This is a genomic window from Tardisphaera saccharovorans (assembly GCF_046635845.1).
Classification (GTDB): Archaea; Thermoproteota; Thermoprotei_A; order Marsarchaeales; family UBA168; genus UBA168.
In genome coordinates this window covers 498,652-521,937 of the sequence record NZ_JAQQXN010000001.1, presented here as the reverse complement: position 1 = coordinate 521,937, position 23,286 = coordinate 498,652, and the positions used below count along the sequence as shown (strand labels likewise).

The 23,286-nt window shown below is 54.7% G+C and carries 25 protein-coding genes; 7 read left to right on the top strand and 18 right to left on the bottom strand.

From position 1 onward, the window contains the following. Positions 1-7: 7 nt before the first annotated feature. The 10 genes from PRZ02_RS02595 to PRZ02_RS02550 all read right to left on the bottom strand — a co-directional run bounded on the left by PRZ02_RS02595 (position 8) and on the right by PRZ02_RS02550 (position 6,401). Positions 8-820 carry an ABC transporter permease gene (locus PRZ02_RS02595; RefSeq protein ID WP_449464285.1) on the bottom strand — a complete coding sequence of 271 codons (813 nt, stop codon included), beginning with the start codon at positions 818-820 and terminating at the stop codon, positions 8-10. Continuing rightward, a complete protein-coding gene (locus PRZ02_RS02590; RefSeq protein ID WP_449464284.1) occupies positions 817-1,788 on the bottom strand; it encodes an ABC transporter ATP-binding protein in 972 nt (323 codons plus the stop codon). Before PRZ02_RS02590 ends, PRZ02_RS02595 begins: the two co-directional genes overlap by 4 nt. Continuing rightward, entirely contained in the window at positions 1,730-2,470 is a 741-nt protein-coding gene (locus PRZ02_RS02585; RefSeq protein ID WP_449464283.1) for a hypothetical protein, read from the bottom strand. Before PRZ02_RS02585 ends, PRZ02_RS02590 begins: the two co-directional genes overlap by 59 nt. Beyond that, positions 2,467-2,598 (bottom strand): hypothetical protein, encoded by a 132-nt coding sequence (locus tag PRZ02_RS02580; protein WP_449464282.1) that lies wholly within the window; start codon positions 2,596-2,598, stop codon positions 2,467-2,469. Before PRZ02_RS02580 ends, PRZ02_RS02585 begins: the two co-directional genes overlap by 4 nt. Then, on the bottom strand, positions 2,561-2,914 hold the full coding sequence (locus PRZ02_RS02575) for a hypothetical protein (RefSeq protein WP_449464281.1): 354 nt from the start codon (positions 2,912-2,914) through the stop codon (positions 2,561-2,563). The genes PRZ02_RS02580 and PRZ02_RS02575 overlap by 38 nt, the downstream gene beginning before the upstream one ends. Continuing rightward, positions 2,901-3,179 carry an ArsR/SmtB family transcription factor gene (locus PRZ02_RS02570; protein WP_449464280.1) on the bottom strand — a complete coding sequence of 93 codons (279 nt, stop codon included), beginning with the start codon at positions 3,177-3,179 and terminating at the stop codon, positions 2,901-2,903. Before PRZ02_RS02570 ends, PRZ02_RS02575 begins: the two co-directional genes overlap by 14 nt. 226 nt (positions 3,180-3,405) lie before the next feature. Continuing rightward, complete coding sequence (locus PRZ02_RS02565) at positions 3,406-4,284, bottom strand: ABC transporter permease (protein ID WP_449464279.1); 879 nt, start codon at positions 4,282-4,284, stop codon at positions 3,406-3,408. After that, positions 4,284-5,321 carry an ATP-binding cassette domain-containing protein gene (locus PRZ02_RS02560; RefSeq protein WP_449464278.1) on the bottom strand — a complete coding sequence of 346 codons (1,038 nt, stop codon included), beginning with the start codon at positions 5,319-5,321 and terminating at the stop codon, positions 4,284-4,286. Before PRZ02_RS02560 ends, PRZ02_RS02565 begins: the two co-directional genes overlap by 1 nt. Before the next feature lies 1 nt (position 5,322). Further along, positions 5,323-5,796: a PadR family transcriptional regulator gene (locus PRZ02_RS02555; RefSeq protein WP_449464277.1), complete on the bottom strand. Its 474-nt coding sequence runs from the start codon at positions 5,794-5,796 to the stop codon at positions 5,323-5,325. A 44-nt stretch (positions 5,797-5,840) separates the two neighbouring features. After that, a complete protein-coding gene (locus PRZ02_RS02550; RefSeq protein ID WP_449464276.1) occupies positions 5,841-6,401 on the bottom strand; it encodes an O-acetyl-ADP-ribose deacetylase in 561 nt (186 codons plus the stop codon). A 65-nt stretch (positions 6,402-6,466) separates the two neighbouring features. Between PRZ02_RS02550 and PRZ02_RS02545 the strand changes: the two genes are divergently transcribed. The 3 genes from PRZ02_RS02545 to rpe all read left to right on the top strand — a co-directional run bounded on the left by PRZ02_RS02545 (position 6,467) and on the right by rpe (position 8,880). Continuing rightward, entirely contained in the window at positions 6,467-7,216 is a 750-nt protein-coding gene (locus PRZ02_RS02545; RefSeq protein ID WP_449464275.1) for an alanyl-tRNA editing protein, read from the top strand. Between the two features lie 21 nt (positions 7,217-7,237). Further along, positions 7,238-8,116: a lysine exporter LysO family protein gene (locus PRZ02_RS02540; protein ID WP_449464274.1), complete on the top strand. Its 879-nt coding sequence runs from the start codon at positions 7,238-7,240 to the stop codon at positions 8,114-8,116. Between the two features lie 89 nt (positions 8,117-8,205). Then, positions 8,206-8,880, top strand: a complete 675-nt coding sequence (gene rpe / locus PRZ02_RS02535; protein WP_449464273.1) for a ribulose-phosphate 3-epimerase — start codon at positions 8,206-8,208, stop codon at positions 8,878-8,880. Here rpe and fsa read toward each other — a convergent pair. The 6 genes from fsa to PRZ02_RS02505 all read right to left on the bottom strand — a co-directional run bounded on the left by fsa (position 8,867) and on the right by PRZ02_RS02505 (position 16,053). Then, positions 8,867-9,541: a fructose-6-phosphate aldolase gene (gene fsa / locus PRZ02_RS02530; RefSeq protein WP_449464272.1), complete on the bottom strand. Its 675-nt coding sequence runs from the start codon at positions 9,539-9,541 to the stop codon at positions 8,867-8,869. The two genes, rpe and fsa, sit on opposite strands and share 14 nt — an antisense overlap. Further along, positions 9,538-11,385: a transketolase gene (locus tag PRZ02_RS02525; RefSeq protein ID WP_449464271.1), complete on the bottom strand. Its 1,848-nt coding sequence runs from the start codon at positions 11,383-11,385 to the stop codon at positions 9,538-9,540. The genes fsa and PRZ02_RS02525 overlap by 4 nt, the downstream gene beginning before the upstream one ends. Positions 11,386-11,413: 28 nt before the next feature. Continuing rightward, a complete protein-coding gene (locus PRZ02_RS02520) occupies positions 11,414-12,211 on the bottom strand; it encodes a glycerophosphodiester phosphodiesterase (protein WP_449464270.1) in 798 nt (265 codons plus the stop codon). Between the two features lie 91 nt (positions 12,212-12,302). Further along, positions 12,303-13,439, bottom strand: coding sequence for a M24 family metallopeptidase (locus tag PRZ02_RS02515; protein ID WP_449464269.1), 1,137 nt, complete (start codon positions 13,437-13,439; stop codon positions 12,303-12,305). A 157-nt stretch (positions 13,440-13,596) separates the two neighbouring features. Further along, positions 13,597-15,093 carry a neutral/alkaline non-lysosomal ceramidase N-terminal domain-containing protein gene (locus PRZ02_RS02510; protein WP_449464268.1) on the bottom strand — a complete coding sequence of 499 codons (1,497 nt, stop codon included), beginning with the start codon at positions 15,091-15,093 and terminating at the stop codon, positions 13,597-13,599. A 33-nt stretch (positions 15,094-15,126) separates the two neighbouring features. Then, positions 15,127-16,053: an NAD(P)-dependent oxidoreductase gene (locus PRZ02_RS02505; protein WP_449464267.1), complete on the bottom strand. Its 927-nt coding sequence runs from the start codon at positions 16,051-16,053 to the stop codon at positions 15,127-15,129. Positions 16,054-16,151: 98 nt separating this feature from the next. On the opposite strand from PRZ02_RS02505, the gene PRZ02_RS02500 reads away from it, so the two are divergent. Beyond that, entirely contained in the window at positions 16,152-17,213 is a 1,062-nt protein-coding gene (locus PRZ02_RS02500) for a 6-phosphofructokinase (RefSeq protein WP_449464266.1), read from the top strand. Here PRZ02_RS02500 and PRZ02_RS02495 read toward each other — a convergent pair. Further along, positions 17,107-17,934: a 5-deoxy-glucuronate isomerase gene (locus PRZ02_RS02495; protein WP_449464265.1), complete on the bottom strand. Its 828-nt coding sequence runs from the start codon at positions 17,932-17,934 to the stop codon at positions 17,107-17,109. The two genes, PRZ02_RS02500 and PRZ02_RS02495, sit on opposite strands and share 107 nt — an antisense overlap. A 160-nt stretch (positions 17,935-18,094) precedes the next feature. Between PRZ02_RS02495 and PRZ02_RS02490 the strand changes: the two genes are divergently transcribed. Together PRZ02_RS02490 and larA are read left to right on the top strand one after the other, a co-directional pair. Beyond that, positions 18,095-19,474: a sulfatase family protein gene (locus PRZ02_RS02490; RefSeq protein WP_449464264.1), complete on the top strand. Its 1,380-nt coding sequence runs from the start codon at positions 18,095-18,097 to the stop codon at positions 19,472-19,474. Positions 19,475-19,632: 158 nt separating this feature from the next. Continuing rightward, positions 19,633-20,892, top strand: a complete 1,260-nt coding sequence (larA, locus tag PRZ02_RS02485; protein ID WP_449464263.1) for a nickel-dependent lactate racemase — start codon at positions 19,633-19,635, stop codon at positions 20,890-20,892. Positions 20,893-20,998: 106 nt separating this feature from the next. Here larA and PRZ02_RS02480 read toward each other — a convergent pair whose 3' ends face one another. Then, positions 20,999-22,465: a rhamnulokinase gene (locus PRZ02_RS02480; RefSeq protein ID WP_449464262.1), complete on the bottom strand. Its 1,467-nt coding sequence runs from the start codon at positions 22,463-22,465 to the stop codon at positions 20,999-21,001. Between the two features lie 69 nt (positions 22,466-22,534). On the opposite strand from PRZ02_RS02480, the gene PRZ02_RS02475 reads away from it, so the two are divergent. Beyond that, entirely contained in the window at positions 22,535-23,071 is a 537-nt protein-coding gene (locus PRZ02_RS02475) for a cysteine hydrolase family protein (protein ID WP_449464261.1), read from the top strand. The last annotated feature ends 215 nt before the right edge of the window (positions 23,072-23,286 follow it).

The following is a 23,286-nucleotide window of genomic DNA, read 5'->3' as shown; positions in this document are numbered from 1 at the left end:
GAACGCTTCAGACGTAATGGAAACCGTTCTTCCTTGCCTTCCTCTCCACAAACCTGAATATCAGCGTTGATGCTAAAAGAAGAGATGCGAGCTGTAGGCCTAGGCCCAACCACTCCATGTCAATGGGAAAGATCGTGCTAGAAAGCAGCACGTAATGCCTGGAGAGGTCGATGCCAAAAGTCAGGGGTATGAAGACGGAAGCGTCCCTTACGAAATCCGGCAAAACCTGAAGCGGTATGATCATCCCAGTTAAGAACTGAAACGCCATGTTTATGAACTCGAAGACGTTGCTGACGTTCTTATACAGCAGCGTCAGAGCAGAAAACGCTACCCCGATCTGAGATAGCGCGACAATCGTAAGGCCGTATGCGATCATGCCATACGCAAATCCGGGAAGCGAAAGCGTGCGGGCAGATAGCAGGAACGCAACGGCAAGAAACGGGCTATCGTACAGGATCAGCGAGAGCACTGCATCCGAAACTATCACTGCCTCGATGTACGCGTACTTGGATATGGGAGATGAAAAGGAGTAGTCAATCAGCCCCGTGGTCAACTCCCACGTAAAGTTGTTAGCCCCGCTCCAAAGGGCTATGGACTGAAACGATATCATGGACAAACCAAGCACTAGGTATGCACCATAGTTGGACGTGCCAATGACTGAGGACATCCCGCTTCTGGAGTAAAAGGGAACTAGGAGGAAGAACGCTGCAGACCATATGAGCGGGCTCGTGATGCCTGCCACAAGGTTAGCCCTGTACCTAGTTAGCTCTATAAACCTGCGCCAAGTCATGTACTCCAGAAGCCTCAAGAAGTTGCTCATGGCTCATCCCCCTGTCTCGCAAAGTGTAGGTAAGCGTCCTCTAGAGAAGGGCCCTCAACCCTCAGCCTCGTCTTTATTCCCTTTTCACGCAGCACGCCAATTACGGCCGGTAGTGCCTCGGAGGTATCGGTTACCAGCAGCTTGGTGCTTGCCCCCCTTCTGATCTCCACTAAGCCGGGGACGCTCTCGACCTCATTCAGGTCAGCGTCAACTTCAATTACCTCGTACGCCTCTACGCGCTTGAACTCTGCTGGTGATCCAACGAAGACGAGCTTGCCACCGTCAAGAAAGGCCAACCTATCGCAGAGCTCCTCGGCCTCTTGCATGTTATGCGTCGTTAGCATAACCGTTACCCCGTCATCCCTCGCCAATTTCCTCACGAAATCCCTCATCCTCCTGGCGGCAAGGGGATCAAGGCTCTTGGATGGCTCGTCCATGAAGACCACGCTGGGATCGTGCAAAAGAGAGCGAATTATGATCACCATCTGCTTTTCACCACCTGAGAGCGAGCTGAACTCCCGATCAAGCTTCGAGAAGCCAAGCTGATCAGCAAACTCCTCTATTCTTGCCTCCGCTTCTTCTCTTTTCATGCCGTGAAGAGCGACCGAGAAGTAGACTAGGTTCTCCCTTGCCGTTAATCTCCAATACGCGGACTTTTCGGAGTCTTGACCGGCGTAGCCTATGGACATCCTGACCTGAGAGGGTTCCTTCACCACGTCATGCCCCGCAACCCTTGCCGTTCCCCTATCAGGAAGCAGAAGTGTGGCAAGGACCTTGACGAGGGTGGTCTTACCAGCTCCGTTCTCTCCAAGCAGCCCGAACACCTCGCCCTGCCCGACTTCAAAGGAGACCCCATCCAAGGCCTTGGTAAGCGTTGGGGCAGTGTAGTACTTTGTCAGGTCCCTCACTTCAACTCCCATTTCCATCTTCGATCCCATCCAAGGAACTGACCCTATTGGCTGACCCAACAGATACCCCTTCTTCCACCTCGTAGTCATCCACGTAGTATACCAGATCCACCCTGCATCCCCTTCCCAACTTAACGGTTTTTGCTGCCACGAGGTGACCAACGGCCATGCTCAGCTCTGCCGTTTCAGTTGCGATGATCTCCTTGAACTCAAAGTCCTTCCTTCTGAACGACAAGAAGATCCTGTGGGGGCTCCTGTTGACCCTCACATCGGTAGCCCTGACGATGGAAACCTTTCCCCCTCCTTCCAGGTTAAATCTCGTGCACTTCACCTCTTCTGCCATAATGAAGCCGCTGGCCTCGAGGCTGTCTGTCGTGATCTCCTCTGCCTCGATGCTTCCCGAAGACTCGCAAACGCTGCAGTCCACCTTTTCCTTGATGACCATCGATCCGCTCACGGAGAGCGTCCCAAACGAGGCAGGACCTGCCACAACGGCTGAGCCCGAGATCCTGGCGTCGCAGCAGGACACCGTTCCAGCGCGCAGCGATCCGCTAACGCTCAGCTGCCGCGCGGCAAGCTCCCCGTTCACAAGCACGCTGCCGCTGCACGCGATCCTCGACGCGGCCAACGAGTCAAAGGCAGCGCTGCCGCTTACGGTCCTCACGCCCTCGGGATATTGCCTGAAGCAGGGATCGCTTTCTCCCCTGCCCAGCCGCGCGTAATGCCTGTCGAAACTGCTCACTTGCCCTCCACCCTCTTGAGCTGATCCCTTATCTGAACAAGGAGCTCCCGCATCTCGCTTGCCCTCTTTCCAAGTAGCTCTATTACCTCCTCATCGCTCATGTCGTCCAAGGTGCGGCCGTCGCTCACTCTGATCGCCCACCGAAAGCAGGTCCCTTATCTCCTTCAGCAGCTCGACCGAGCTGTCCAGATCCTCTGCTACGGACCTGAGGCCGGCGCGCAGCAGCCTTATCCTCTCCAGGTCCCCCACGTTGAGCTGATCGTGATATCCCGTTCCAAAGCCGATCGCTCCAAGCGCCAGCGCCACTCCTAGGGAAAGAAATATGGTCACGAACCCAACGACGGGGCTAAGCCCTTTACTCATGTAATAAAGCGAGGCTATGGGGACCGCGGCGCCTATGGTTGCACTTGTAAGGGCGGCAAGTATAAGCTCAGCCTTGCTCACGGTGCTCACCCCTGACGATTGCCGCTATCTCCTTAGGAGATATTTCCAAGACGAAGTCCCTTACCCTGTAGACCCTCTTTTCCCTTTCTCCAGCCTCTTTGCTCTCGGTGCTTTCCACAAGCCCCACCTCTTCGAGAGATCTCAGGTAGAGCAGCGCAAGTGGATAGGAAAGCCCCATCTCCTTGGCAAGGGCGTAGACGTGCTTCGGAGAGTCGTACAGGGAAGCTATCATCCTTAGCCTTATGGGATTGGCCAGCACCTTCATGACGCTGACCACCTCATCGAGTTTTTTGGGCACATCTCAATCATATATAAAACGTATGCTATATATAAAGACTTCCTTACATATACCTCATGAGGGACCCGCGCGAATCCTTTCGACCGAGCCAGAGGTCGCCTTGGCGTCTCACCGATGAAACACCCCGCCCTCGCAGGGCGAGGGACGATTTCAGTCCCTTGAACCCCCGCCGGGCTAAAAAAGCGATAAGCTATCACTTAGTGAGATACTTCCATGACATGTACATGGAGATCGCCGTGAAGACTACCGCGAAGCCCGCCAAAAAAGCAAAGTCAAAGGCGAGCGAGTTCATCCCCGTGGACCCAAGAAGAAGTTGCCTGTCGATGTCGTTGGCGTAGCTTATGGGGTTTACCTCAACGACGGGCTTCAGCCATCCCGGCATAAGGCTTACGGGGTAAAAGGCATTGCTGGCAAACAGCAAAGGCATGTTAAGAAGGTTCATGATGGCCATCTGCGATTCCCAGCTCGTGGACCTCAACGCGAGCATCAGAAATATGGATGAAAGCCCAAGGGACATGAGGAAAAGCGCCACATACATCCCAACGAAGTCGAGGACGTTTACGCCACTCCTGTACTGCAGGCCAAGCAGCGTGGCGATTATGAGCACTATGGTGGCCTGCGCCAGCGACTTAAGCACCGAGGACAGGGCCTTTCCCACTATTATGTTTCCCCTGGGAACGGAGGTCGTCATTATCTTCGACAGAAAGCCGAGCCGCCTGTCCCAAACTATGCTCATGCCGCTCTGCATTGAAGTGAAGAGGACTATGAAGGCTAGCATTCCCACAGCCAGGAAAGAGAAGTAGCTAGAAGTCCCAAAAGTGCTCTTCATGACCGCAGCGCCGAAGGCATCGATGACTGACTTTGGTATGTTAAGCCCAGGTATGTTGAGCGCGTTTGCGGTAAAAAGTGAACCCAAGTTCATGGATTTCCCAAACAGGCCAAGCCAGAGGATGGGCTGCACAAGCGACATGGCCAAGAGTACGTAGTTCTTGTACCACTTCTTCAGCTCCCTGTTGGTTATCGCCCAAAGCCCGTGCAGCGGGCCGTTATCGACTTTCACGCGCTGAGCCATCAAGACCTCGCCCTCCTTATGGTTGCCCTCTGCTTGAAGGCCTCTTCCGAGCTTACCTCCTCGTCCCTTAGGCTCCTTCCCGTGTACTCCATGTAGACCTCGTCCATGGTCGGTTCGGTTATGGAAAGCCTCGATATCTTTATCCCGCGCCCCGACAACACCTCAAGAAGCTTCGGAACCGCCGTGCTGGCATCGGCGACCTTGAACCTGATCGTCGTTGGATCCACATCATCGGCCTCTATGGCCAGCAGCTCTTCTATCGCCTTCTTTGCTACGTCAACGCTTCCGCTTACGGTGAGCGTTACCACATCTCCTCCAAGCCCCTCCTTAAGCTCTCTGGGCGTGCCTATCTTCAGTATCTTGCCGTGGTCAATTATGGCTATCCTGTCGCAATAGGCATCTGCCTCCTCCAAGTAGTGTGTGGTCACCATTATGGTCATGCCGTACTCCTCCCTGAGCTTGCTTATGTAGCTCCATATGGCCGCCCTGGTTTGCACGTCGAGCCCGAGCGTAGGCTCGTCCAAGAAGAGGACAGAGGGCTGGTTTATTAGCCCCATGGCTATCTCAAGCCTCCTTCTCATGCCTCCCGAGTAGTTTTCGACCTTCTTGTTCGCGGCCGCGGTCAGCTCTACCATTTCGAGCAGCTCCTTGGCCCTCTGCTTGGTGAAGGACCTTGGAAGGCCATAGAGGTCTCCCACCATGAGCACGTTCTCCCATCCGGTTAGGTCCTCGTCCGCGGTATACTCCTGAGGGACAACACCAATGCTCTGCCTAACCTTTGCGGGCTCCTTAACTATGTCAAAGCCGTTAACCCTTGCCGTGCCCTCGGTAGGCTTCAGAAGCGTCGTAAGCATGTTGATCGTGGTGCTCTTTCCCGCACCATTAGGCCCCAAAAAGCCGAATATCTCGTTCCTCCTCACCTTGAAGGATATGTGATCAACCGCCACAAAGCTGCCGAACACCTTGGTAAGGTTCTCAGCTGCTATGGCATAATCCTGTTCGCTTTCCCCTTTTTTCTCTTGAACTTCCTCCGTCACCTTACTCACCCACGAGCTTATTGATCCTTTGGGCAACCTTCCTTAAGCTCTCCGCATATGGCTGCACTGCCCCCTTTCCCTGCTCCTCCATGTAGGACAGGTAACCCTCCATGTTCGTAATCATCTCCTCTATGTTTTCTGGAGTGCTCGTCCTCCCCCTCCTGAACTTATTGAACTCATCCTTTCCAGATTCCGTAAGCTCGTACCTGCCATCTTCCCCCTTCTTTATCACTCCCTCCTTAACCATGGCCTCAAGGGCGGGATATAGGGAACCGGGCGAAGGCCTCCACCAGCCAAAAGACATGGTCTCGATCTCGTCCATTATCTCGGCCCCGTTTCTGGGCCCCTTTCCCAGTATGATGATTACCCAGCCCCTCAAGCCGCTGCGCCCGTGGTAATCCCTCGCTATGGGTGGTGGAGGGGGCGGAGAAGAGCGAACGTCCCCGTAAGGAAAGTCCTTGTGATCATAGATCATGATGTTATTTTGTGGGGGCCTTATAAGTGTATCGACTAATAGATCTATTTCGATAGTCCGAACCTTTCCCTCACCACTTCCTCACCGAGCTCCAGGTCTGACCTGTTGTAAAGAACTAGCCTGACCTCCTTGGGCCTCCCGTTCTCCTTGAGGAAGGAGGTTATGGCGTCGATGGCTACTTCAAGGGCTTGCCTCATGGGATAGCCATACGCTCCCGTGCTTATGGCTGGAAATGACACAGAGCTTATCCCCTTTTTAACCGCAAGCTCAAGCGAGGACCTGTAGGCACTGTAAAGCGTGCGCTGTTCGCCCGCGGTTCCTCCCCTCCAAATTGGCCCAACGGTATGTATGACGTACCTTGCCTTCAGCCTCCCTCCTGACGTTATGACCGCTTTCCCAGGGGGCAGGCCTCTGGGATAGAGAGTTCTCCTTATTTCTGCGCACTCCTCGTCTATACGTTTCCCTCCTTTGGCGTGCACCGCGCCGTCGACGCCTCCTCCCCCCATGAGGGATGAGTTTGCCGCGTTGACTATGGCCTCCGTGTCCTCCTCCGTTATGTCCCCCATTTTCAGCACCAACCTACATCCGCCCACAGAGACCTCCATGCAGAAACGCTGGCGCCAGCGTAAAAAAGTGCCGTTACGTTTAAGTACGTTGAAAAAGGAACGTTATGCCATATGACAACCTGATCTACCTTCATGACTCTTACGTTAAGGAGTTCAAGGCCAAGGTCATTGAGACCGGAGAAAACTACGTGGTCCTCGATCGCACTGCCTTCTACCCCACGGGTGGCGGGCAGCCACACGACACCGGCTTCATAACGCTAGACGGAGAGAGGCTTGAGGTCGTCGACGTGCAGAAGGGGGGAAGCGATGAAAATCCTAAGGTAAGCCATTTCGTGCAGGGCGGCCCGCTTCCCCAGGTGGGCGCTGAGGTGACGGGAATCCTAAACTGGGAGCGGCGCTACAGGCTCATGAGGTTCCACACCGCGATTCACCTCATAGATGCGGTCATAATCAGGGACCACAAAGAGGGCTTTCTCACTGGAAGCAACATATACGAGGACAGGGCCCGCTTTGACCTTGACTGGCCCACGCTAAGGCGCGAGGACCTTCCCGCCCTAGAGCAGGAGGTGAACGAGGAAGTCAAAAAGAACAGGGAGGTGAGGGTGAAGTTCCTCACAAAGGAGGAGGCCGCTACGACACCGGATTTGGCGCGCACCAGGCCAGGAGAGGAGCTTCTCTCGCAGCTCAACTACGTGAGGGTGGTTGAGATAGTTGGTCTTGACCAGCAGATGGACGGCGGAACCCACGTCAAGAGCACGGGAGAGATTGGAAAGATAAGCTTTGAGAAGTTCGAAAACAAGGGAAAGCACAACAAGAGGATCGAGATAACGCTTTCACCTAGCTCAGGCTTTTAGGCACTTACCTGCTGCTCTGGGATGGAGTTCATCTACATTTACCTAGCTGCGCTTGCCTCTTCCATGGCAGTGGGAAGAATCACCAAGATAAGGTGGGCGGGAAGGATGCTTCCCTTCGTAACTGGAGCGCTGATATTCTTAATGGGTATGTGGGCTGGCAACGAGATCAGGTCGCTTCCCGCCATTGGATCTCTCTTCGTGAGCTCGGCTGAGATATTGATACCCTCCGTGGCCATAGGCTACGCCCTGGCATATGCCTTCAGAGATGATGAGGGAAAGCGCCGCTCAAAGCAGGCCCAAAGGGGCAAGCTACCTTACGTGTTCATAGCGTGCGCTGCCACGGGCTGGGCCCTCGGTTCGCTCGTAATCCTCCCTAGTGCGAGCCTTGACATAACGATACTTCTCATAGTTCTCGTGATCGTCATAGGCATAGACATGGGCCCGTCCATAACCTTTGGCTCTTTCAAGCGTGACCTCAAGCACTCCTGGATACCCTTCTCAGCCCTAGCTGGCGCCCTTATCGGAGGGGTTCTATCTTCGTTGGTCTTCGGCCTTAACGTTAAGTTCGCCATTGCGGCTTCCGTAGGCCTGGGCTGGTACAGCCTCGATGGGCCTCTCATATCATCTTACTTCGGCCCGACGTTTGGCATGGTTGGCTTCATGGTGAATTTCCTAAGGGAACAGCTCACCTTTTTTGTGGTGCCGGCGCTGCGGAACCAGAAACCTGGGGCCCTTCTTACAATCGGCGGATCCACCACTATGGATGACACGCTCTCCCTTTACGCTACGAGCCTGGGGGACGATTACAAGGAAATCGCCCTCTTTAACGGCCTCGTTCTCAGCATAATCCTCCCGTTTCTGCTCCCTGCGGTGCTGTCGGCGCGAGGTGCCCATCGTTAAGCTGATAAGGGGCTGCCGGCATTTCTTAGGTTGTTATCCCCCGGTTACATGGGGATGATCTCTCAGCGCGATGCGGAGGCGAAAAGCCGATGAACCATAACCGCGTCCTTTCGGCTTCTATACTTGACATAGAGATGCCGGTAATATGGGAAAAGCTCAAGCCCGTTATAGATGCTGGGCTAAAGTGGGTTCATCTGGACATAGTGGATGGCCACTTCGTCCCCAACATAACGTATGGGCCCAGGATGGCTGCCGACCTGAGAACGCTTACCGACATTCCCCTCGAGGCTCATCTCATGGTTACCGAGCCAGAGCAGTACATGGATGAGCTTGACAGCAAGGTTAACATCATATATTTCCACTACGAGTCGGCCAGGGCTCCCTTTCGTCTTATCCAGCAGATAAAGTCCATGGGCCTTAAGGCCGGCATAGCGCTCAGCCCTCGCACAAGCGAGGAAACTGTTTCATACCTTCTTCCCGAGGTGGACTACGTGCTGGTCATGCTCACGGAGCCAGGATATGGCAATCAGCAGATGATCGGTCAGTCGCTCAGAAAGATAAGGCACCTTAGGAAGGTAAGGGAGAGGGAGGAGCTCAACTTCGTGATAGCCGCCGATGGGGGCATAAAACTCCACAACATAGACCAGGTCTTGGATTCGGGTGCTGAGGTCATAGTCGTGGGATCTGGCATATTCAAGACCGAAGATCCGGTCAAGTCCTTCAGGGCCTATAGCTCCATAATAGAGAAAGCTAACTCTGAATAAAAAATCGCTTTTTCTCTTGTTGTTGAACCCTCTTCCAGTCCTCAGCGAAAAGGGCTAGTCCCTCGTCTGTTTTTGGATGCCTTAACAGCATCTCCAGCACTGGGAAAGGCATGGTGACCACGTCAGCTCCCATGAGCGCCGCCCTGTAAACGTGTATGGGATTCCTTATGCTGGCCGCTATTATCTCGGTCTTGAGGCCGTAATTCGAGAATATGCGCTTGATGTCATCAACTATCCTCATGCCGTCCTCCGTTATGTCGTCAAGCCTTCCCACAAATGGGGAGACGTAAGTGGCGCCTGCCTTTGCGGCCAGGAGAGCCTGAAGCGGCGTGAAAATCAAAGTGGCGTTCACCTTGATCCCTGACTGCGATAACGCCTTCATGGCCTTGAGCCCCTCCGCCGTGAGGGGAACCTTTATCACCACGTTGTCCGCAAGAGACGCAAGCTTCTTGCCCTCCTCGACTATGGCGTCGCTCTGCGTGGAAACCGCCTCCAGGCTCACGGGGCCCTTGCAGAGCGATAGGATATCCCTAACCACCTCGTCGAAGGGTTTCTTTTCCCTAGCTATTATCGTGGGATTGGTGGTTACCCCATCCACTATCCCCATATCGACGCCCTTTCTTATCTCTTCCGCGTTTGCGGTATCCAGAAATATCTTCACTTTCTCATCGCCTCCACGAAATCCCTTGCAACCTCCGCTATGCCGTCGCTATTAAGCTTGTACTTCTTGAGAAGCTCCTGAGCGGTTCCAGACTCTCCGAATACATCGTACATGCCGTGCCTCTTCAGTGGGGTTGGTTGCCTTTCCGAGAGGACCTCAGCTACCCTAGACCCCAAGCCGTTGTAGACGCTGTGCTCCTCCACGGTCATAACCAATCCCGTCTGCTTGGCAACCTTAACTATCAGATCGGCGTCGATGGGCTTCACGCTTGCCATGTCCACGACCGTGGCAGATATTCCGTCCTTCTTCAGCTTGCCCGCAGCTTCAAGGGTCTCGCCCAGAAGGATGCCCGTTGATATGAGCGCAATATCCCCTCCCTCTCTCATGACGAGCCCCCTCCCAAGTTTAAAGTCATATCCCTCCGTGACGTCTGCCACCTTTTCTCTGCTCAGCCTCACGTAAAAGGGTCCCCTATCGTTCGCCACCGCATCGATCACGCGCGCCGTCTCGGGGGCATCCGCGGGCGCCACCACCTTCATGTTTGGAAGACCCGCCATTATGCCAAGATCCTCAAGCATCTGATGCGTTGCGCCGTCCTCCCCAACTGTTATCCCAGCGTGCGTGGCAACTATGTTAACGTCAAGGTTAGGATAGCATATGCTCTGCCTTACCGTGTTGTACACCATGCCACTCATAAATGACGCGAACCCGGCCACGAAAACCTTCTTCCCAGAGGAGGCAAGCCCTGCGGCTATGCCCATCATGCTCACCTCTATGAGGCCTGCGTCGAAGAACCTCTCAGGATATGCCTTTCCAAATAGGCCACTCCTAGTCGAGGATGAGGTATCCGCATCTAGTACCACTATGTTCTTGTTGAGGCCTCCTATCTTTACCAGCTCATTTCCAAAGGCGTCTCTGAGCGCGTTCATCTTGACGGATTGAACTGACATTCGGTTCACCTCGTACGGAGAGGCCCCAAGCGATCTTATCTTGTCATCAAGCTCATCGATTTTAGCTTGAAGCTCGGTGATCGCCAGCCTGTACTTCTCCTCACTCTCTGGGGGATTGCCGTGATAGTGATCGTTGTTCTCCATGTAAGAAACGCCCTTTCCCTTCACGGTCCTTGCGATCACAGCGGTGGGACGCCCCGTCTCTCTTTTTGCTGCCTCAATTGCGCCGATTATCTGATCGACGTCGTGGCCGTCTATGTCAATAACGTTCCACCCAAAAGCCCTCCACATGTCATCGATCCTGGATAGGTCAAGAAGCAAGTTCCCGTCAAGCTGAAGGCCGTTGAAGTCGACAAAGACCGTCAGGTTTGAGAGATGGTGCGATGAGGCAAAAAGAGCCGATTCCCAGGTGCTTCCCTCCTCGCACTCCCCATCGCTTATTATGGCATAAACCCTGTAATCCTTGCGATCTATGGCACCTGCAAGCGCTATGCCAACTGCGTTGCTTAACCCTTGACCTAGCGAACCGGTGGTTATCTCGACCCCCGGCGTCGATATGTATGGGTGGCCTTGGAGCCTTGAGTTTATCTTCCTAAAGGTCATGAGTTCATCGGCGGGAAAGTAGCCCTTCAAGGCGAGCGCCGCGTAAAGACTGGCTGAGGCGTGGCCCTTGCTCAACACTAACCTATCTCTTTCTGGCCAAGACGGATTCTTTGGATCAACCCTCATTTCCTTGAAGTATAGGACGGAAAGTATCTCCGCAATCGAAAGGCTCCCACCAGGATGACCGGATTTAGCGCCATAGATCATCTCAATGGCGTGACGCCTTATCCTGTAAGCGACCTCCTGTAACCTCAGCAATTCCAGATCCGATACACGCGCTTGCTTGGACATTTCTTACGTAACTGTTGGGCGCGTCTTTTTAAGGGTTGATAACTTTTTTGCTTGATGGTACTGAGCGTCCCTGCGACAAAATCGCTAAGACTTCATCGCCAAGGCCTTGTCCACCTCGCCTTAGAAGAGATAACGCGGTCCGGGGATCGTTTGTCGTTACGGAGTCGGGCCCGATGGCAGAAAGAGCCCTTAGCTCATCGGGGTTGCTGGGAGCCCAGACGTCAAGCTTCAGGCCATGGTCATGAACCACATCGCCATCTCCCTTTTGCGCTAGGTCGTGCGCTCCCCTAAGCCACTTGCTTCCGACCTCCGCTGCTATGCCGCAAAAATAAGAAGGCCTTCCCACGAATATTATTCCGGTTTCCGCCTCAGGCCAAGCGCTTTTAACGACCTTCAGGGAGTCGTAATCAAAGGAGACAAATTGAGCGCTTACGCCTTCTGCCCGCACCTCCGAGACCACCTTCTCCTCTATGCCCGGATAAACCGCCGAGCCCCTCTTTATCTCGATTACGAGTAGCGCGTCGCGCTTTTCGCGTTTAACCGCCTGCAGCACCTCCTGCAGCGTCGGTATCCTTATTCCTGGCATGCCGAACTTCATCCCTGCGTCAAGGCGCTTGATCTGGTCCACAGTGAGAGATGACACCTTTCCGTGGCCGTTCGTCGTCCTGTCCACATCGTAGTCATGGATCACCACGGGGACGCCGTCCTTTGACAGATGCACGTCCATCTCGACCCCATCTGCTCCCGCCCTGAGCGCACCGAGGAAGGAAGGAATGGTGTTTTCTGGAAAAGCCGAAGGAAAACCCCTGTGTCCTATTACGAGCATGTGCACCGAAGCTGCTTCCCGTTTAAGTTTAGCGTTAGGAGATGCGCCCAGTCCTTCGCCTTCTTGACTTGGGCCTTGAGGTTGCGCGCACTTAGAAGACAATGGGCGCCGTGTCCAGTCTCCGACCTCCCGAATCCGTGGCAAGTACGCCGTTCTCTATCCTTATACCAAAGCCCTTTCCGTATACTCCCGGCTCAACCGTGAAAACCGCTCCCTTGCACAGAACGTCGGTGGACGCGGGATGAAGCGCGGGCAGCTCGTGATGCCTAAAGCCCACCCCATGGCCAAGCCTATGCACAAATTCATCACCGTATCCGCTTTTCTCCAGCGCTTTCCTTGCGGCCATGTCAACGTCCGCTGCCCTTGCCCCTATCTTGGCCGCTGCAACCCCTGATTCATTGGCCTCAAGCACGGCCTCAAACCTATCCCTCAGCTCTTTCGGGGGGTCAATGAACCAGGTCCTTGTGGTATCTGACCAATACCCATCGGCCTGAACGTCAAGTTCTATGAGCACCGACTCGCCCCTCTTTATCCTCTTCTCGGATGAACTGTTAAACGGATAATAGGCGACCGACCCCCTTTCTCCTGACATCACGAAGGCATAAGCCCTTACGCGCTGCGTTCCACTGTATCCCACTGACGAGTTTATGGCATACTCTATATCGCTGGCAAGCTCCGCTTCGGAAACGCCCTCCTTCAGCTTGCAATGGCCTTCCCTAAGACCAACGGCGGCAAGCTCATACGATATGCGTATCTTTTCCAGGTCGTCCTCGTCCTTCTGCTGTCTCAGTTTTTCGAGGCTAGCCGTAAAATCAACTGGCTCAGCTCCAGCCTGCCTGACCACATCAAATGTCCTACATGAAGCGTACGATACCTCGGTGCCAGCATGCACCGTGCTCACCACCTCCGATGTCATCTCCACCCCGACCTTTCCGCTCAGCTCTCCCAAGAACTGCTTAAACCTGGGATATGGATCGAAGACTGCCTTCAGGCCTTCATCTTCTTCCCATTGCACCTCATCTGCGCACCCATCGGGCACGAAGTCGCGCTCGGAAACCGGGGCCAAAAGCCTGCTCTCCCCATCGGAGCCTATGAATAGCAGCGAGCGGCCGATGGCTGGCCAATAGCCCGTAGCGTAAAGGATGTTCTCGGGATTTCTTATCAAGATTCCGCTCAAGCCAAGCGCCTCGGCCTCGTGGAGCAAGCCCTCAATTTTTTGCTTCTTCATTCTGGCTTAACTTGCGTGGTAACATAAAAACGTGCATCAGCTGTACGATTGGCCCAAGGCCGCGACCCTCATGAAGGAACGTCAGAAAAGGGAGCCGCGCGCGGCACGTAAGACCCTCGCGCAAGCGGGATGAGAAAAACCGATTAAAGGGACCTACTTAACCGCAGAGGCGACAAGAGATAACGCACCACAAATCGGTTAAAACTAGCGAGAAGCCGCTTGAAATCGTCAAGATTGGGCAGATCGGCGTCAGCCTTGGGCGCTCTACCATCTTTAGGGCCGTGATCCCAGAAACAAAGATCAGCTCCAGATTCCAAACGCCGCAATCGCGGGGCCTCGCAGATCCAACCCGCAGGACCCGAACCGTCAGCTGTCGCTTGACAGCCCCTCGCCTGGAAGCGAGCGCAGCTGAGAGCGAGCTCAAGAGCTCCAGCGCCACCTTTATGACGACCTTGCCCGCGTTCTTGCTGAACGGGAAGGTGTCATAGTACCTGTAAGCCTCAGCGGCCTCATAAGAACTCACCTCAAAGGCCTTGGCATCCGGAACGTATCCCATCAAGCCGTTGGCATATCCAACCACGAGCGTCTCAGGAAAAGGGGAGCCTAACCTTATGACGCTGCCGATAGAGCTGAAGAGCTCGGCTGAAAAAGACACAAGGGCCAAATCGCTGGATAAGGCCACGGCTTGAGCTTCGCCCACGGCGGGCATGGGCTTAGCCTTACTGACCTCGTCCAGCCACTCCCGCAGCGCCTCAGCTTCGAGCTTAAATGGCATGCCCGCTTTCCTATCCAGCTCATCACCCATCCCATCCTCCTTTTTTATCCTATCTTCAAGCTCATCCGCATTGATTTCCGGTTTTACTCTCTCAAGGGTAACCTGCTTGCTGGCAGCAAGCACGTGAGCATCTACGCTTTTCCCTTCGACATATGTCTTTTCGCCGAGCGTTTTCCCCATCCGCTCCGCGTCAGCAAAAGTACCGCTTTGGCCGCGAGGGAGATAAGGGCTGAGATCTCCTGACGCGCCGTTCAAGAAAATGGCCTCCTCTCCCGCTGCCTCGTAAAACGCGTAAAGGTAACCAGGATAGTCGGCGCTTACCTGCCTGTTGTCAGCCCCCAGCACAGAGGGGTGGCAGGAATAGTTAACAAGCGTCACCCTTTTTCCCTTGCCCTCCGAGGGCTTTAAGTGAATGGCCGCAAGCGAGTCGTCGGGGGCGTTCTGATACACCCTGTTGAAGCTGAGGCCTGGCGCCCTGGCCGTGACGAACGTCATCGTTGACCTGCGAGTTTCTGCGCTTTTCTCGACGGCCTCGCCTATGGCGCGCTCAATGAAGTCGAGGTACTCTTTCTCCACTTTGCCGCCCTTCCTTAATTGAATGGTTGCCGGGGACGAATGAGTGTGGGTAGCGGTCAGCATGACGTTTGACGGCCTTATACCAAGCTTAATGGCAACGCCTTTCCTTATCTGAGTGGAGAAATCGTGGTCAAAGCCGAAGGTATCGCATGATATGATCACGAACTCCTCTTCGGACCTCAAGTAAAGTGACCTGCAAAAGAGCCTGTCGTGAATCCCCTCGCTTTTCCTACCCGCAAAACCTGATAGCTCAAGCTGTTTATCGGGGGTTATGTCCGTCTTACCGAAACCGGCCTCGATCATGCGATGAACCATGAACCAGATAAAAGTGTTTACTTACCCCACGCAAGGCCCCGAATGCGGGAAGCGATGGCATCGGCTTTTTCTCATCATGTCTTCGTAAAGCTGGATCAGCGCCTGTGTTCCCCTCTCTCCCCTTCCGCTGGCCACCAAGGAGTTGTAAAGCTGAAGCAAGAGCGCTGCGCCCGGGAGCGGGACGTTGAACTCGTGAGCCATCTCTATGACGTAGTGCAGGTCCTTCCTTAGGTGGGCTGCCCTGAACCCGGGCTCCATGTCTCCCTTCATTATCCTGGGCATATAGCTCTGAACCGTGAAGGAGTTGCCAGCCCCACTCGAAAGGACCTCATATAGCGTGTCCATACTTATGCCAGCCCTTTGAGCGATAACCATGGCCTCCACAAGCGCGAGCATGTCCACTCCAACCACTATTTGGTTTGCCAGCTTAAGCGCCTGTCCTGAGCCCGCCTCGCCCGCGTAAACCACTGTCTTGCCCATGGCCTGAAACGCTGGTTTCACCCTCTCAAACACCTCTTTCTTCCCGCCGACCATGATGGTAAGAGTCCCCTCGCGGGCTCCTTTGTCCCCTCCGGTTACCGGGGCATCCAAGAACTCTATCCCAAGTTCAGATAGCCTCTCGGAGAAGGCCTTGGCGTGACTGGGAGAGTTCGTGCTCTCATCGACGAATATGAGGCCATCATGCTTTCCCTCAACAACGCCTCCCTTTCCGAAGAGGACTTGCTCCACGTCAGGAGCGTCGGTCACTATCTCAAAAACCGCATCCGAGCGCTGAGCCACCTCAGCTGGGGTATCGACGACGACCGCGCCTTCATTGCCAAGGGCCTCGGCCTTGCTCTTCGTTCTGTTGTAAACTGTGAGCGGAAAGCCTGCCCTTAGAAGGTTCTTGGCCATGCCGCTTCCCATTATGCCTAAGCCTATGAAACCAAGCCTGAGTTTTTCGCTCATAAAAACATGAGCGCCTGCGCTTTTACGCCTATCTAACTGCAGCGCGCTAGCTCAATGGTTTAACTCGAAACGCGTAAAGGCATACTGGCAAGCCCTTTATGAAGATCCTTGCCGTCCAATCCGGCGGGCCGTCTCCTGGTTCGAACCCCGCGCTGGCAGGGGCCATCTCCGCGTGCCATGATGGCTGCGAGCTTCTCGGCGCGGTAGGCGGATGGATCGGCTTAGCCAAAGGCAACGTGATATCCCTGAACGGAATCAAGCCAGATCAGATAGCGTCGTCGCCGTCGCCCTACCTTGTGACCTTCAGGGACAGAACGAGCGAAGACGCGATCATGGCATCAATAAGGCGCTTGGATGTAGACGCCATATTGATCATAGGCGGGGAAGGCTCAACGGCTTTTGTCAAGAGACTTAGGTCAAGGGCCGACATCGGGGCGCTTGTTGTAGCCAAGACCATCGACAATGACCTGGGCCCCTTCCATCACGATCTTGGATATCCGAGCTCGGCTGAGAGGGTTGCCGACTTCGCCGTGAGGATGAGGTACGACGCCTCTTCCTACATAGGCTACGTGGAGGTCGACCTGATGCAGGTCATGGGAAGAGATGCGGGATGGCTCACGCTGGCATCCGCGTTGGCAGGGAAGCACGCGCCCGATCTTTTCTTGCTTCCCGAGACAACCTACGACGTAGAGGAGCTGCTCGCAGAGGTTAAGAGGATCATAGGGCGCGTGGGAAAGGCCCTAGTGGCCATCTCCGAAGGAGTTACGGTAGAGGATGGTAAGCTGGTAAGGGCAACTGATTACCAGAGGGCGGGCGCCGCCCCAGCCCTCAGGGACCTCTTGCAGGCGCAGGGAATCAGGACAAGATACGAGTGGCCTGGCATACTTTACAGGTGCGTGGAACCTAATGAAAGGGACAAGAAGGAGGGGATGGATCTTGGCAGACTTGCCATAGAGAAACTGCTCAAAGGGCAGGAGGGCGTGCTGGGGCCTGATGAAAGAGGCAAACCTGAGCTCGTTACGCTCGATGAGGCAAGTAAGAGATATGTGCCGTCTAGCTTCTTGAACGGCTTCCTGCCCAGCGCTGAAGCCCTGCACTATCTACGGCAGGTATGCGCATTTCACGAAAGCAGTTGGGCAGAGCCGTTATCGCTCGCCTGACCGTGAGGTGTGTCATTCCGGTTTCCTCTTGCCTGAAGCTCGGGTGAACTTCAACCTCAAGCTTCCTTTGGTCGGGGGGAGCCGCTATAACCCACGCGTATCCGCTCCCAGTAAGAGGTGAGCTCACGTGAGGGTGATAGCCGCCAGTTATAAGAAAGACGTCGTAATCGTGAACCACGTAGGCCCTCTCCTCCCCATCCTTCATGGACATCTGAATCGCGTAGCCGGGATCCACGCCATAGAACACGTACGCCTCGGGCTTTCCCTCATGTCTGTGAGGGGGGTACGAGCTCCAGTTTCCTGGATACTCCTCTGTGTATCCAGCGAGGAAGCTGATCGCGGGATCTCCCTCACCTATCATCGTCTTAACCCTTCTCGTGTAGTTCCGCAGGCCCACCTCCAAGGAAGGAACGTCGGCATAGCGCTTAACGTAGAATGGGAGGGAAGAGCTATACCGCGACTCGGCCAAGTACGTGACCGATCCGCGCGACACGGCAATCCTCCCCTTGAAGCTTGATGGCAGGTAGGCCATATCTTTTTCCTCAACGCTCCGCCCGTTGATGATAAAGCCTCCCTTCAGCGAAAAGACCAATCTCTCCGACGCGCTTTGACCTATCTCGAAGCTCGCGTCTGAGGAAGCCCTCAAGCCGTAAAGGGAAAAGCGGTCGTAGTCGAATATTTTCTCCAGAGAATTTCCCTCACCTATCCTCGTGTAAAGCATACGTAGGACACCGCTTGGCGTAAACGGCTTGCGGCAAGCGACCCATCAGGCTGTGAAGCCGTCCCAAATCACCACCAAAGCGCGCCGATGAAGACGTTCCTGAGCTACCGCTTCTCGCAGAACGCGAACAACACTTAAATTTGATTGATAATTCATCTATATGAAGTTCATACTCATCGTGATAGATACGCTCAGGGCCGATCACCTTGGTTGTTATGGCTACGCGAAAAACACTAGCCCCTCCATCGACAAGCTGGCAAGGGAAAGCACTGTTTTCCTAAACGACACCGCAACTGACGTCCCCACTCAGCCCTCCTTCACGGCCATGATGACGGGCAAGAGGGGGATAAAGACCGGTGTCGTGAGCCATAGCCCCCACGAAACGATTGGCGATGAGGTTCCGCTGCTTCAGCAACTCCTGGCCTCCAAGGGATACGTAACTGGCGCCGTCTCCACCCTCTACATAATGAAGAAGTACTTCTCCAGGGGCTTTCACTACTACATGAACCCAGTGGCTGGCAATCCCTCAAGGATACAGAGGGTGCAGGCGGAGGAGATAAACGCCATGGCCCTCCCCTGGATAGAGCAGCACCAGAAGGAGGACTTCTTCCTCTTTGTACACTACTGGGACCCTCACACCCCGTACATGCCTCCTGAGAAGTACCGCAAGATGTTTTACGACGGGGTATATAACGATCCCAGCAACCACAGCTTGGACGAGCTCAAGAGCACGCCGCTTTGGTACCATCACTTAACCTGGCTCAAGGAGGCAGGATACGCTGACGTGACCGATCTGAACTTCATAATTTCCCAATATGATGGAGAGATAAGGCACGTAGACGACGCCGTAGGTGAGCTAATACAAAAAATAGATGACCTGGGTCTAACGGACGATACGGCGATTTTTCTAACCGCGGACCACGGGGAGAGCATGGGAGAGCATGGCTTTTACTTTGATCATGCCGATGTCTACGAGACAACGATACACGTTCCCCTAATGATCAGGATGCCTGGGATTTTTCCAGCGGCGCGGGTGAGCGAGCTGGTTCAAGGCATTGACGTCACGTCCACGATTTTGAAGATGGCGGGACTGTCTCCTACGGATCCCGAGGGTCTTGACCTGAGAGACGTTGCGACTGGCGCGAAGGGAAGGGAAACCGTTTACTCAAATCAGGCACTTTGGACCGCCAAAAGGATGATTAGAGAGAAGAGGCACAAGCTCATACTTACCTACGAGGCCACGTACTGGCCCACTCCGCGGCTCGAGCTTTACGACCTCGATAACGACCCCAAGGAGGAAAAGAACATAATTAACGAAAGGCCCGACTTGGCCAACGAACTTGAACTCAAGCTGAGAAGGTGGGAAGACGAACAGCTTGGACCAAGGGTCGACCCACTCAAAAAGATCACCGAAAGCGGGATACCCGCAAAAAGCTGGGTGGAGAACGTACTTAAGAGGTACAACGTCTACGACACTTACGAGAAGCAAAGGAACGCCATAGACGCACCAAAACGAGCGACTTTTCCCCACGACAAGTAGCTCGTAGGGTAGAAGAAGCACCTGATCAACTGAAGGCTAATCGCTTACAAGTTTCCCGCCACCTCACCCATGCTCGAAGCAGTGAGCGCTCCAAGCGGTAAGGCGTTACGGATGACGCTCACTTCAACCTTAAAATGCGAGGCGTAACTAACCATGGTTTGAAGCTTCTCATGCCTTATGGCGAAAAGGGCATGCAGATAGAGTTACCCAGTAGTGCCTTTGTGGCCAAAGCGCATATACCCGCTGGGGTGCCAGAAAGCGAGACCACTAACGTGATCATGAAGTCGTTGAGGAACTCCATTGGGTTTACGCTAGAGGAGCTTGTCGGGGGCACCGAAAGAATCTCCGTGCTGGTAACCGATAAGACCCGGGCCACGCCAAACGCTCCCATACTAACCGCGCTGATCGATGCCATTGGCCAGGGGCATGGCATAACGATCGTTGTTTCAAATGGCCTTCACAGACCTGCCGGGGAAGAAGAGCTGAGAAAGCTTGTGGGAGACGAAATATATGAAAGATATGAGGTCGTAAACCACAACTCCGACGATGAAGATACCGCATACGTAGGAAAAACGTCAAGGGGTACCGACTTTTATCTTAACAGATCAGTTGCCGTTTCCGACCTGATAATCGGTACCGGACTCATAGAGCCCCACTTCTTCGCTGGCTACAGCGGCGGAAGAAAGCTCCTGCTTCCCGGCGCCGCGTCCACGCGCACCGTCTATCAAAACCACGATTACAAAAAGATAGCGGACCCAAGATCGGACTACGGTTACCTTGAAGGCAACCCAATCCATGAAGACATGGTTGAGGCCGCGAAAATGGTTAAGACTTTCCGCTTTATAGTTAACGTCTTACTTGATGAGCAGAGAAGGGTGATCGCGGCTTTCTCGGGAGACCCCTATCAGGCGCACGTCCTTGGAGCGAAGAAATACGATTCCTTTGGGAGGGTCACTGTCCCCTTCAAGGCTGATGTGACCGTCGTTACCAACGGCGGTGCTCCCCTCGATCTTAACCTGTATCAGGCGGTGAAGGGCATGACCACCGCGGCCCGGGTAACAAAGCGGGGAGGGGCTATAGTGATCCTCTCCCGTTGCCGTGAGGGAATTGGGCACGAAAGCTTCAGAGAGCTCGCAGCGTACAGCAAGAACCCCTCCAAGATCCTTGATCGGATAAGGCAGGAAGAGCCCATAAGAGACCAATGGCAGGTCCAGAAGCTTGAGCAGGTGCTTCTAAAAAGCAAGGTGGTGGTAGTGAGCGAGGGAGTGAAGGAGAAAGATGTGGAAGAGCTTAACATGATCCCGGCGTCAAGCTTTGACGAAGCGCTGGAAATCGCGCTAAGGCTAGCAGGAGGAGACAAAATCGTGGCAATACCTGGCGGACCTTACGTCATACCCTACTTGGCCAATTCGGCGTAAACGCGTCGAGCTTCCGCCGACGCTTCGTGATGCGCTATCGGGTTTCCGCCGACACCCATTAATCGCATGGATTTGCGCAGATCCGCCTAGGCTCGATTTCGATCCGCTATTCCTCCAGACCGAGCCTGCGCAGAAATCCTGAATAAGCGTCGTCCTTTCCCTCTGGTTCAAACTTCCTAACCTTGAACGATCTCCTCACGGCGTCTCTTAGCTGCGATGGGGATAGGTTTCCCAAGCCGACCTGCTGCACCAAGAGGTTCCCCACGGCCGTTGCCTCGTCAGGCCCCGCGAAAACCGGGACTCCCAGGGCGTCAGCGGTCATCTGGTTTAACAGCCAATTTCTTGACCCTCCTCCCACGACGTTGATCGCCCTTATCCTCCTCCCTGAGAGCTTTTCAGCCATCTCCAGGATGTACCTACGCTTCAGCGCCAAGCTCCTGATAACCACCCTCAACGTCTCTCCTTCTCCCATGGGCTTCTGCTGCCCCGTTTCCTCTAGGTAACTCGTCACTTCCTTGGCCATGTCCGCTGGAAACAGAAATCTCGGATCATCTACGTCCACATATGAATTGACATCGCTTGACCGAGAGGCCAGCTCAACAAGTTCATCGTAAGAGTAATCCCTGTGATGCGCGGCTTCGATGGACCTCTTAAGCCCCTGAATGATCCACATTCCCTGCATGTTCTTGAGGAAGTTCACCTTCGAAAAGGCACCTCCCTCGTTCGAGAAGTTGTTGAGCATCGCCTCGCGCGTCGCGATGGGTGACGAGAGCTCGAGCCCCACGAGGTCCCACGTCCCCGAGCTCACGTAGGCCACGTCATCGGAAACCTCAGGCGCCGCGGCGATAGCCGACGCGGTGTCGTGCGTCGCTGGCAAGATTACAGATGCCCTGAAGCCAACCTCGGCGCTGACGTCCCCGCCAAGCTCTCCCACATTGGCTGATGGCTTAAGGGTCGTTGGAAGCTCGAGCTCTATGCCGAGCAGGCGCATGGCCTCTTCCCACCACCTCCCATCGAGCCCCATGAGCTGAGTCGTCGTGGCGTTCGTGAGCTCTCCAGCAGGGATGCCAGTGAGGTAGTAGTGAAAGAGGTCTGGGATCATCAGAAGGTAGGAGCGCAACTTGTGAGATGCGTGCCGAGAGAGCCAAAACAGCTGATAAAGGGTGTTGAACTCCAAAAACTGTATTCCCGTTTTCTGGAAAATCTCTTCCCTTGGAAGCAGCCGAAGTACCTGGTCCATTGCCCCCTTGAAGCACGGGTCCCTGTAAGCGTAGGGAAGGCCAACCATCTCCCTCTCCCTGAGCAGGGCGAAGTCAACGCCCCAGCTGTCTATCCCAATCGACGACACCGGTCCCGCCACCTTCATGGATTCCTTTATCTCCTCCCACAACCTGGGGATATCCCAGTAAAGGTGCCCACCCATGGCGACGGCGTGGTTCTGAAAAACCCTCACCTGATTCACAAAAACAACCCTCCTGTCGGGGTCAAAAGAACCGAGGAAAGATTTTCCACCGCTGGCGCCCAAATCAACCGCGAGAGATGAAGTAAAGGCCGCGCCTGTCAAGCCACTCAAGCGAATGCAAGGGCCTTTACGCGTTGTGCCGCAGGTGCATTGCCTTAAATTCCAAGCCAAGAGGGTCTTATGGTCAAGAAGGCTTTGATCGTGGTTGACATGCTCAACGACTTCGTTCATGGAGCCCTAAAAACGGAAGAGGCGGCCTCGACCGTGGGGCCCGCAGCGAAGGTTCTCGAAGCCTTCAGAAAAGCAAGCCTTCCCGTTTTCTTCACCAATGATTCCCATCTTCCAACCGACTTCGAGATGAGGCTTTGGGGCAACCACGCCATGAAGGGAACGTGGGGAGCGGAGGTCGTGGAGGAGCTTCATCCTCGCGCCGGCGAGGTGGTGCTCGAGAAGCACGCGTACTCAGCGTTTTACGGCACGCCCTTGGACTACCTTCTTCGCTCGCTCGGCGTCAGCGAGGTCGTACTGATCGGGCTTGATGCCGACATCTGCGTGAGACATACGGCGGCGGATGCCTTCTTCAGGGGCTATGCCGTTGCGGTGATCAAAGACGCGGTGGCGGCCCGTATCGACAAGCGTTGGGAGGACTACTACAGGAAGGTATATGGCGCCACGATCATCAGCTCTGACGAGATCACGGGTTATTTGGCTCAATAACTCCGTTAGCGGCGTAAAGGGCAACGCGCACGCGGTGCGTAGGCATAAGGCTCGAGAAAGCCGCACGCAAGCGCGCCCAAGAACCGCACGCCAGTTGGATGGGATAAAGCGCGCGCGATCTTGCAACGACCTGACACCTAGGCTACTCGCGCAACGCAAATGAGCGTTTAGGTGCGCCGCAACTTAGCACTTTATAAGGCAAGCCGCCTCAACTT

Excerpts from the sequence above, each read along its gene's own strand:
- PRZ02_RS02595 (WP_449464285.1), bottom strand. The coding sequence starts at position 820 with ATGAGCAACTTCTTGAGGCTTCTGGAGTACATGACTTGGCGCAGGTTT.
- PRZ02_RS02570 (WP_449464280.1), bottom strand. The coding sequence starts at position 3,179 with ATGAAGGTGCTGGCCAATCCCATAAGGCTAAGGATGATAGCTTCCCTG.
- PRZ02_RS02565 (WP_449464279.1), bottom strand. The coding sequence starts at position 4,284 with ATGGCTCAGCGCGTGAAAGTCGATAACGGCCCGCTGCACGGGCTTTGG.
- PRZ02_RS02555 (WP_449464277.1), bottom strand. The coding sequence starts at position 5,796 with ATGATCTATGATCACAAGGACTTTCCTTACGGGGACGTTCGCTCTTCT.
- PRZ02_RS02550 (WP_449464276.1), bottom strand. The coding sequence starts at position 6,401 with ATGGAGGTCTCTGTGGGCGGATGTAGGTTGGTGCTGAAAATGGGGGAC.
- PRZ02_RS02545 (WP_449464275.1), top strand. The coding sequence starts at position 6,467 with ATGCCATATGACAACCTGATCTACCTTCATGACTCTTACGTTAAGGAG.
- PRZ02_RS02540 (WP_449464274.1), top strand. The coding sequence starts at position 7,238 with ATGGAGTTCATCTACATTTACCTAGCTGCGCTTGCCTCTTCCATGGCA.
- rpe (WP_449464273.1), top strand. The coding sequence starts at position 8,206 with ATGAACCATAACCGCGTCCTTTCGGCTTCTATACTTGACATAGAGATG.
- PRZ02_RS02525 (WP_449464271.1), bottom strand. The coding sequence starts at position 11,385 with ATGTCCAAGCAAGCGCGTGTATCGGATCTGGAATTGCTGAGGTTACAG.
- PRZ02_RS02520 (WP_449464270.1), bottom strand. The coding sequence starts at position 12,211 with ATGCTCGTAATAGGACACAGGGGTTTTCCTTCGGCTTTTCCAGAAAAC.
- PRZ02_RS02515 (WP_449464269.1), bottom strand. The coding sequence starts at position 13,439 with ATGAAGAAGCAAAAAATTGAGGGCTTGCTCCACGAGGCCGAGGCGCTT.
- PRZ02_RS02510 (WP_449464268.1), bottom strand. The coding sequence starts at position 15,093 with ATGATCGAGGCCGGTTTCGGTAAGACGGACATAACCCCCGATAAACAG.
- PRZ02_RS02505 (WP_449464267.1), bottom strand. The coding sequence starts at position 16,053 with ATGAGCGAAAAACTCAGGCTTGGTTTCATAGGCTTAGGCATAATGGGA.
- PRZ02_RS02500 (WP_449464266.1), top strand. The coding sequence starts at position 16,152 with ATGAAGATCCTTGCCGTCCAATCCGGCGGGCCGTCTCCTGGTTCGAAC.
- PRZ02_RS02495 (WP_449464265.1), bottom strand. The coding sequence starts at position 17,934 with ATGCTTTACACGAGGATAGGTGAGGGAAATTCTCTGGAGAAAATATTC.
- PRZ02_RS02490 (WP_449464264.1), top strand. The coding sequence starts at position 18,095 with ATGAAGTTCATACTCATCGTGATAGATACGCTCAGGGCCGATCACCTT.
- PRZ02_RS02475 (WP_449464261.1), top strand. The coding sequence starts at position 22,535 with ATGGTCAAGAAGGCTTTGATCGTGGTTGACATGCTCAACGACTTCGTT.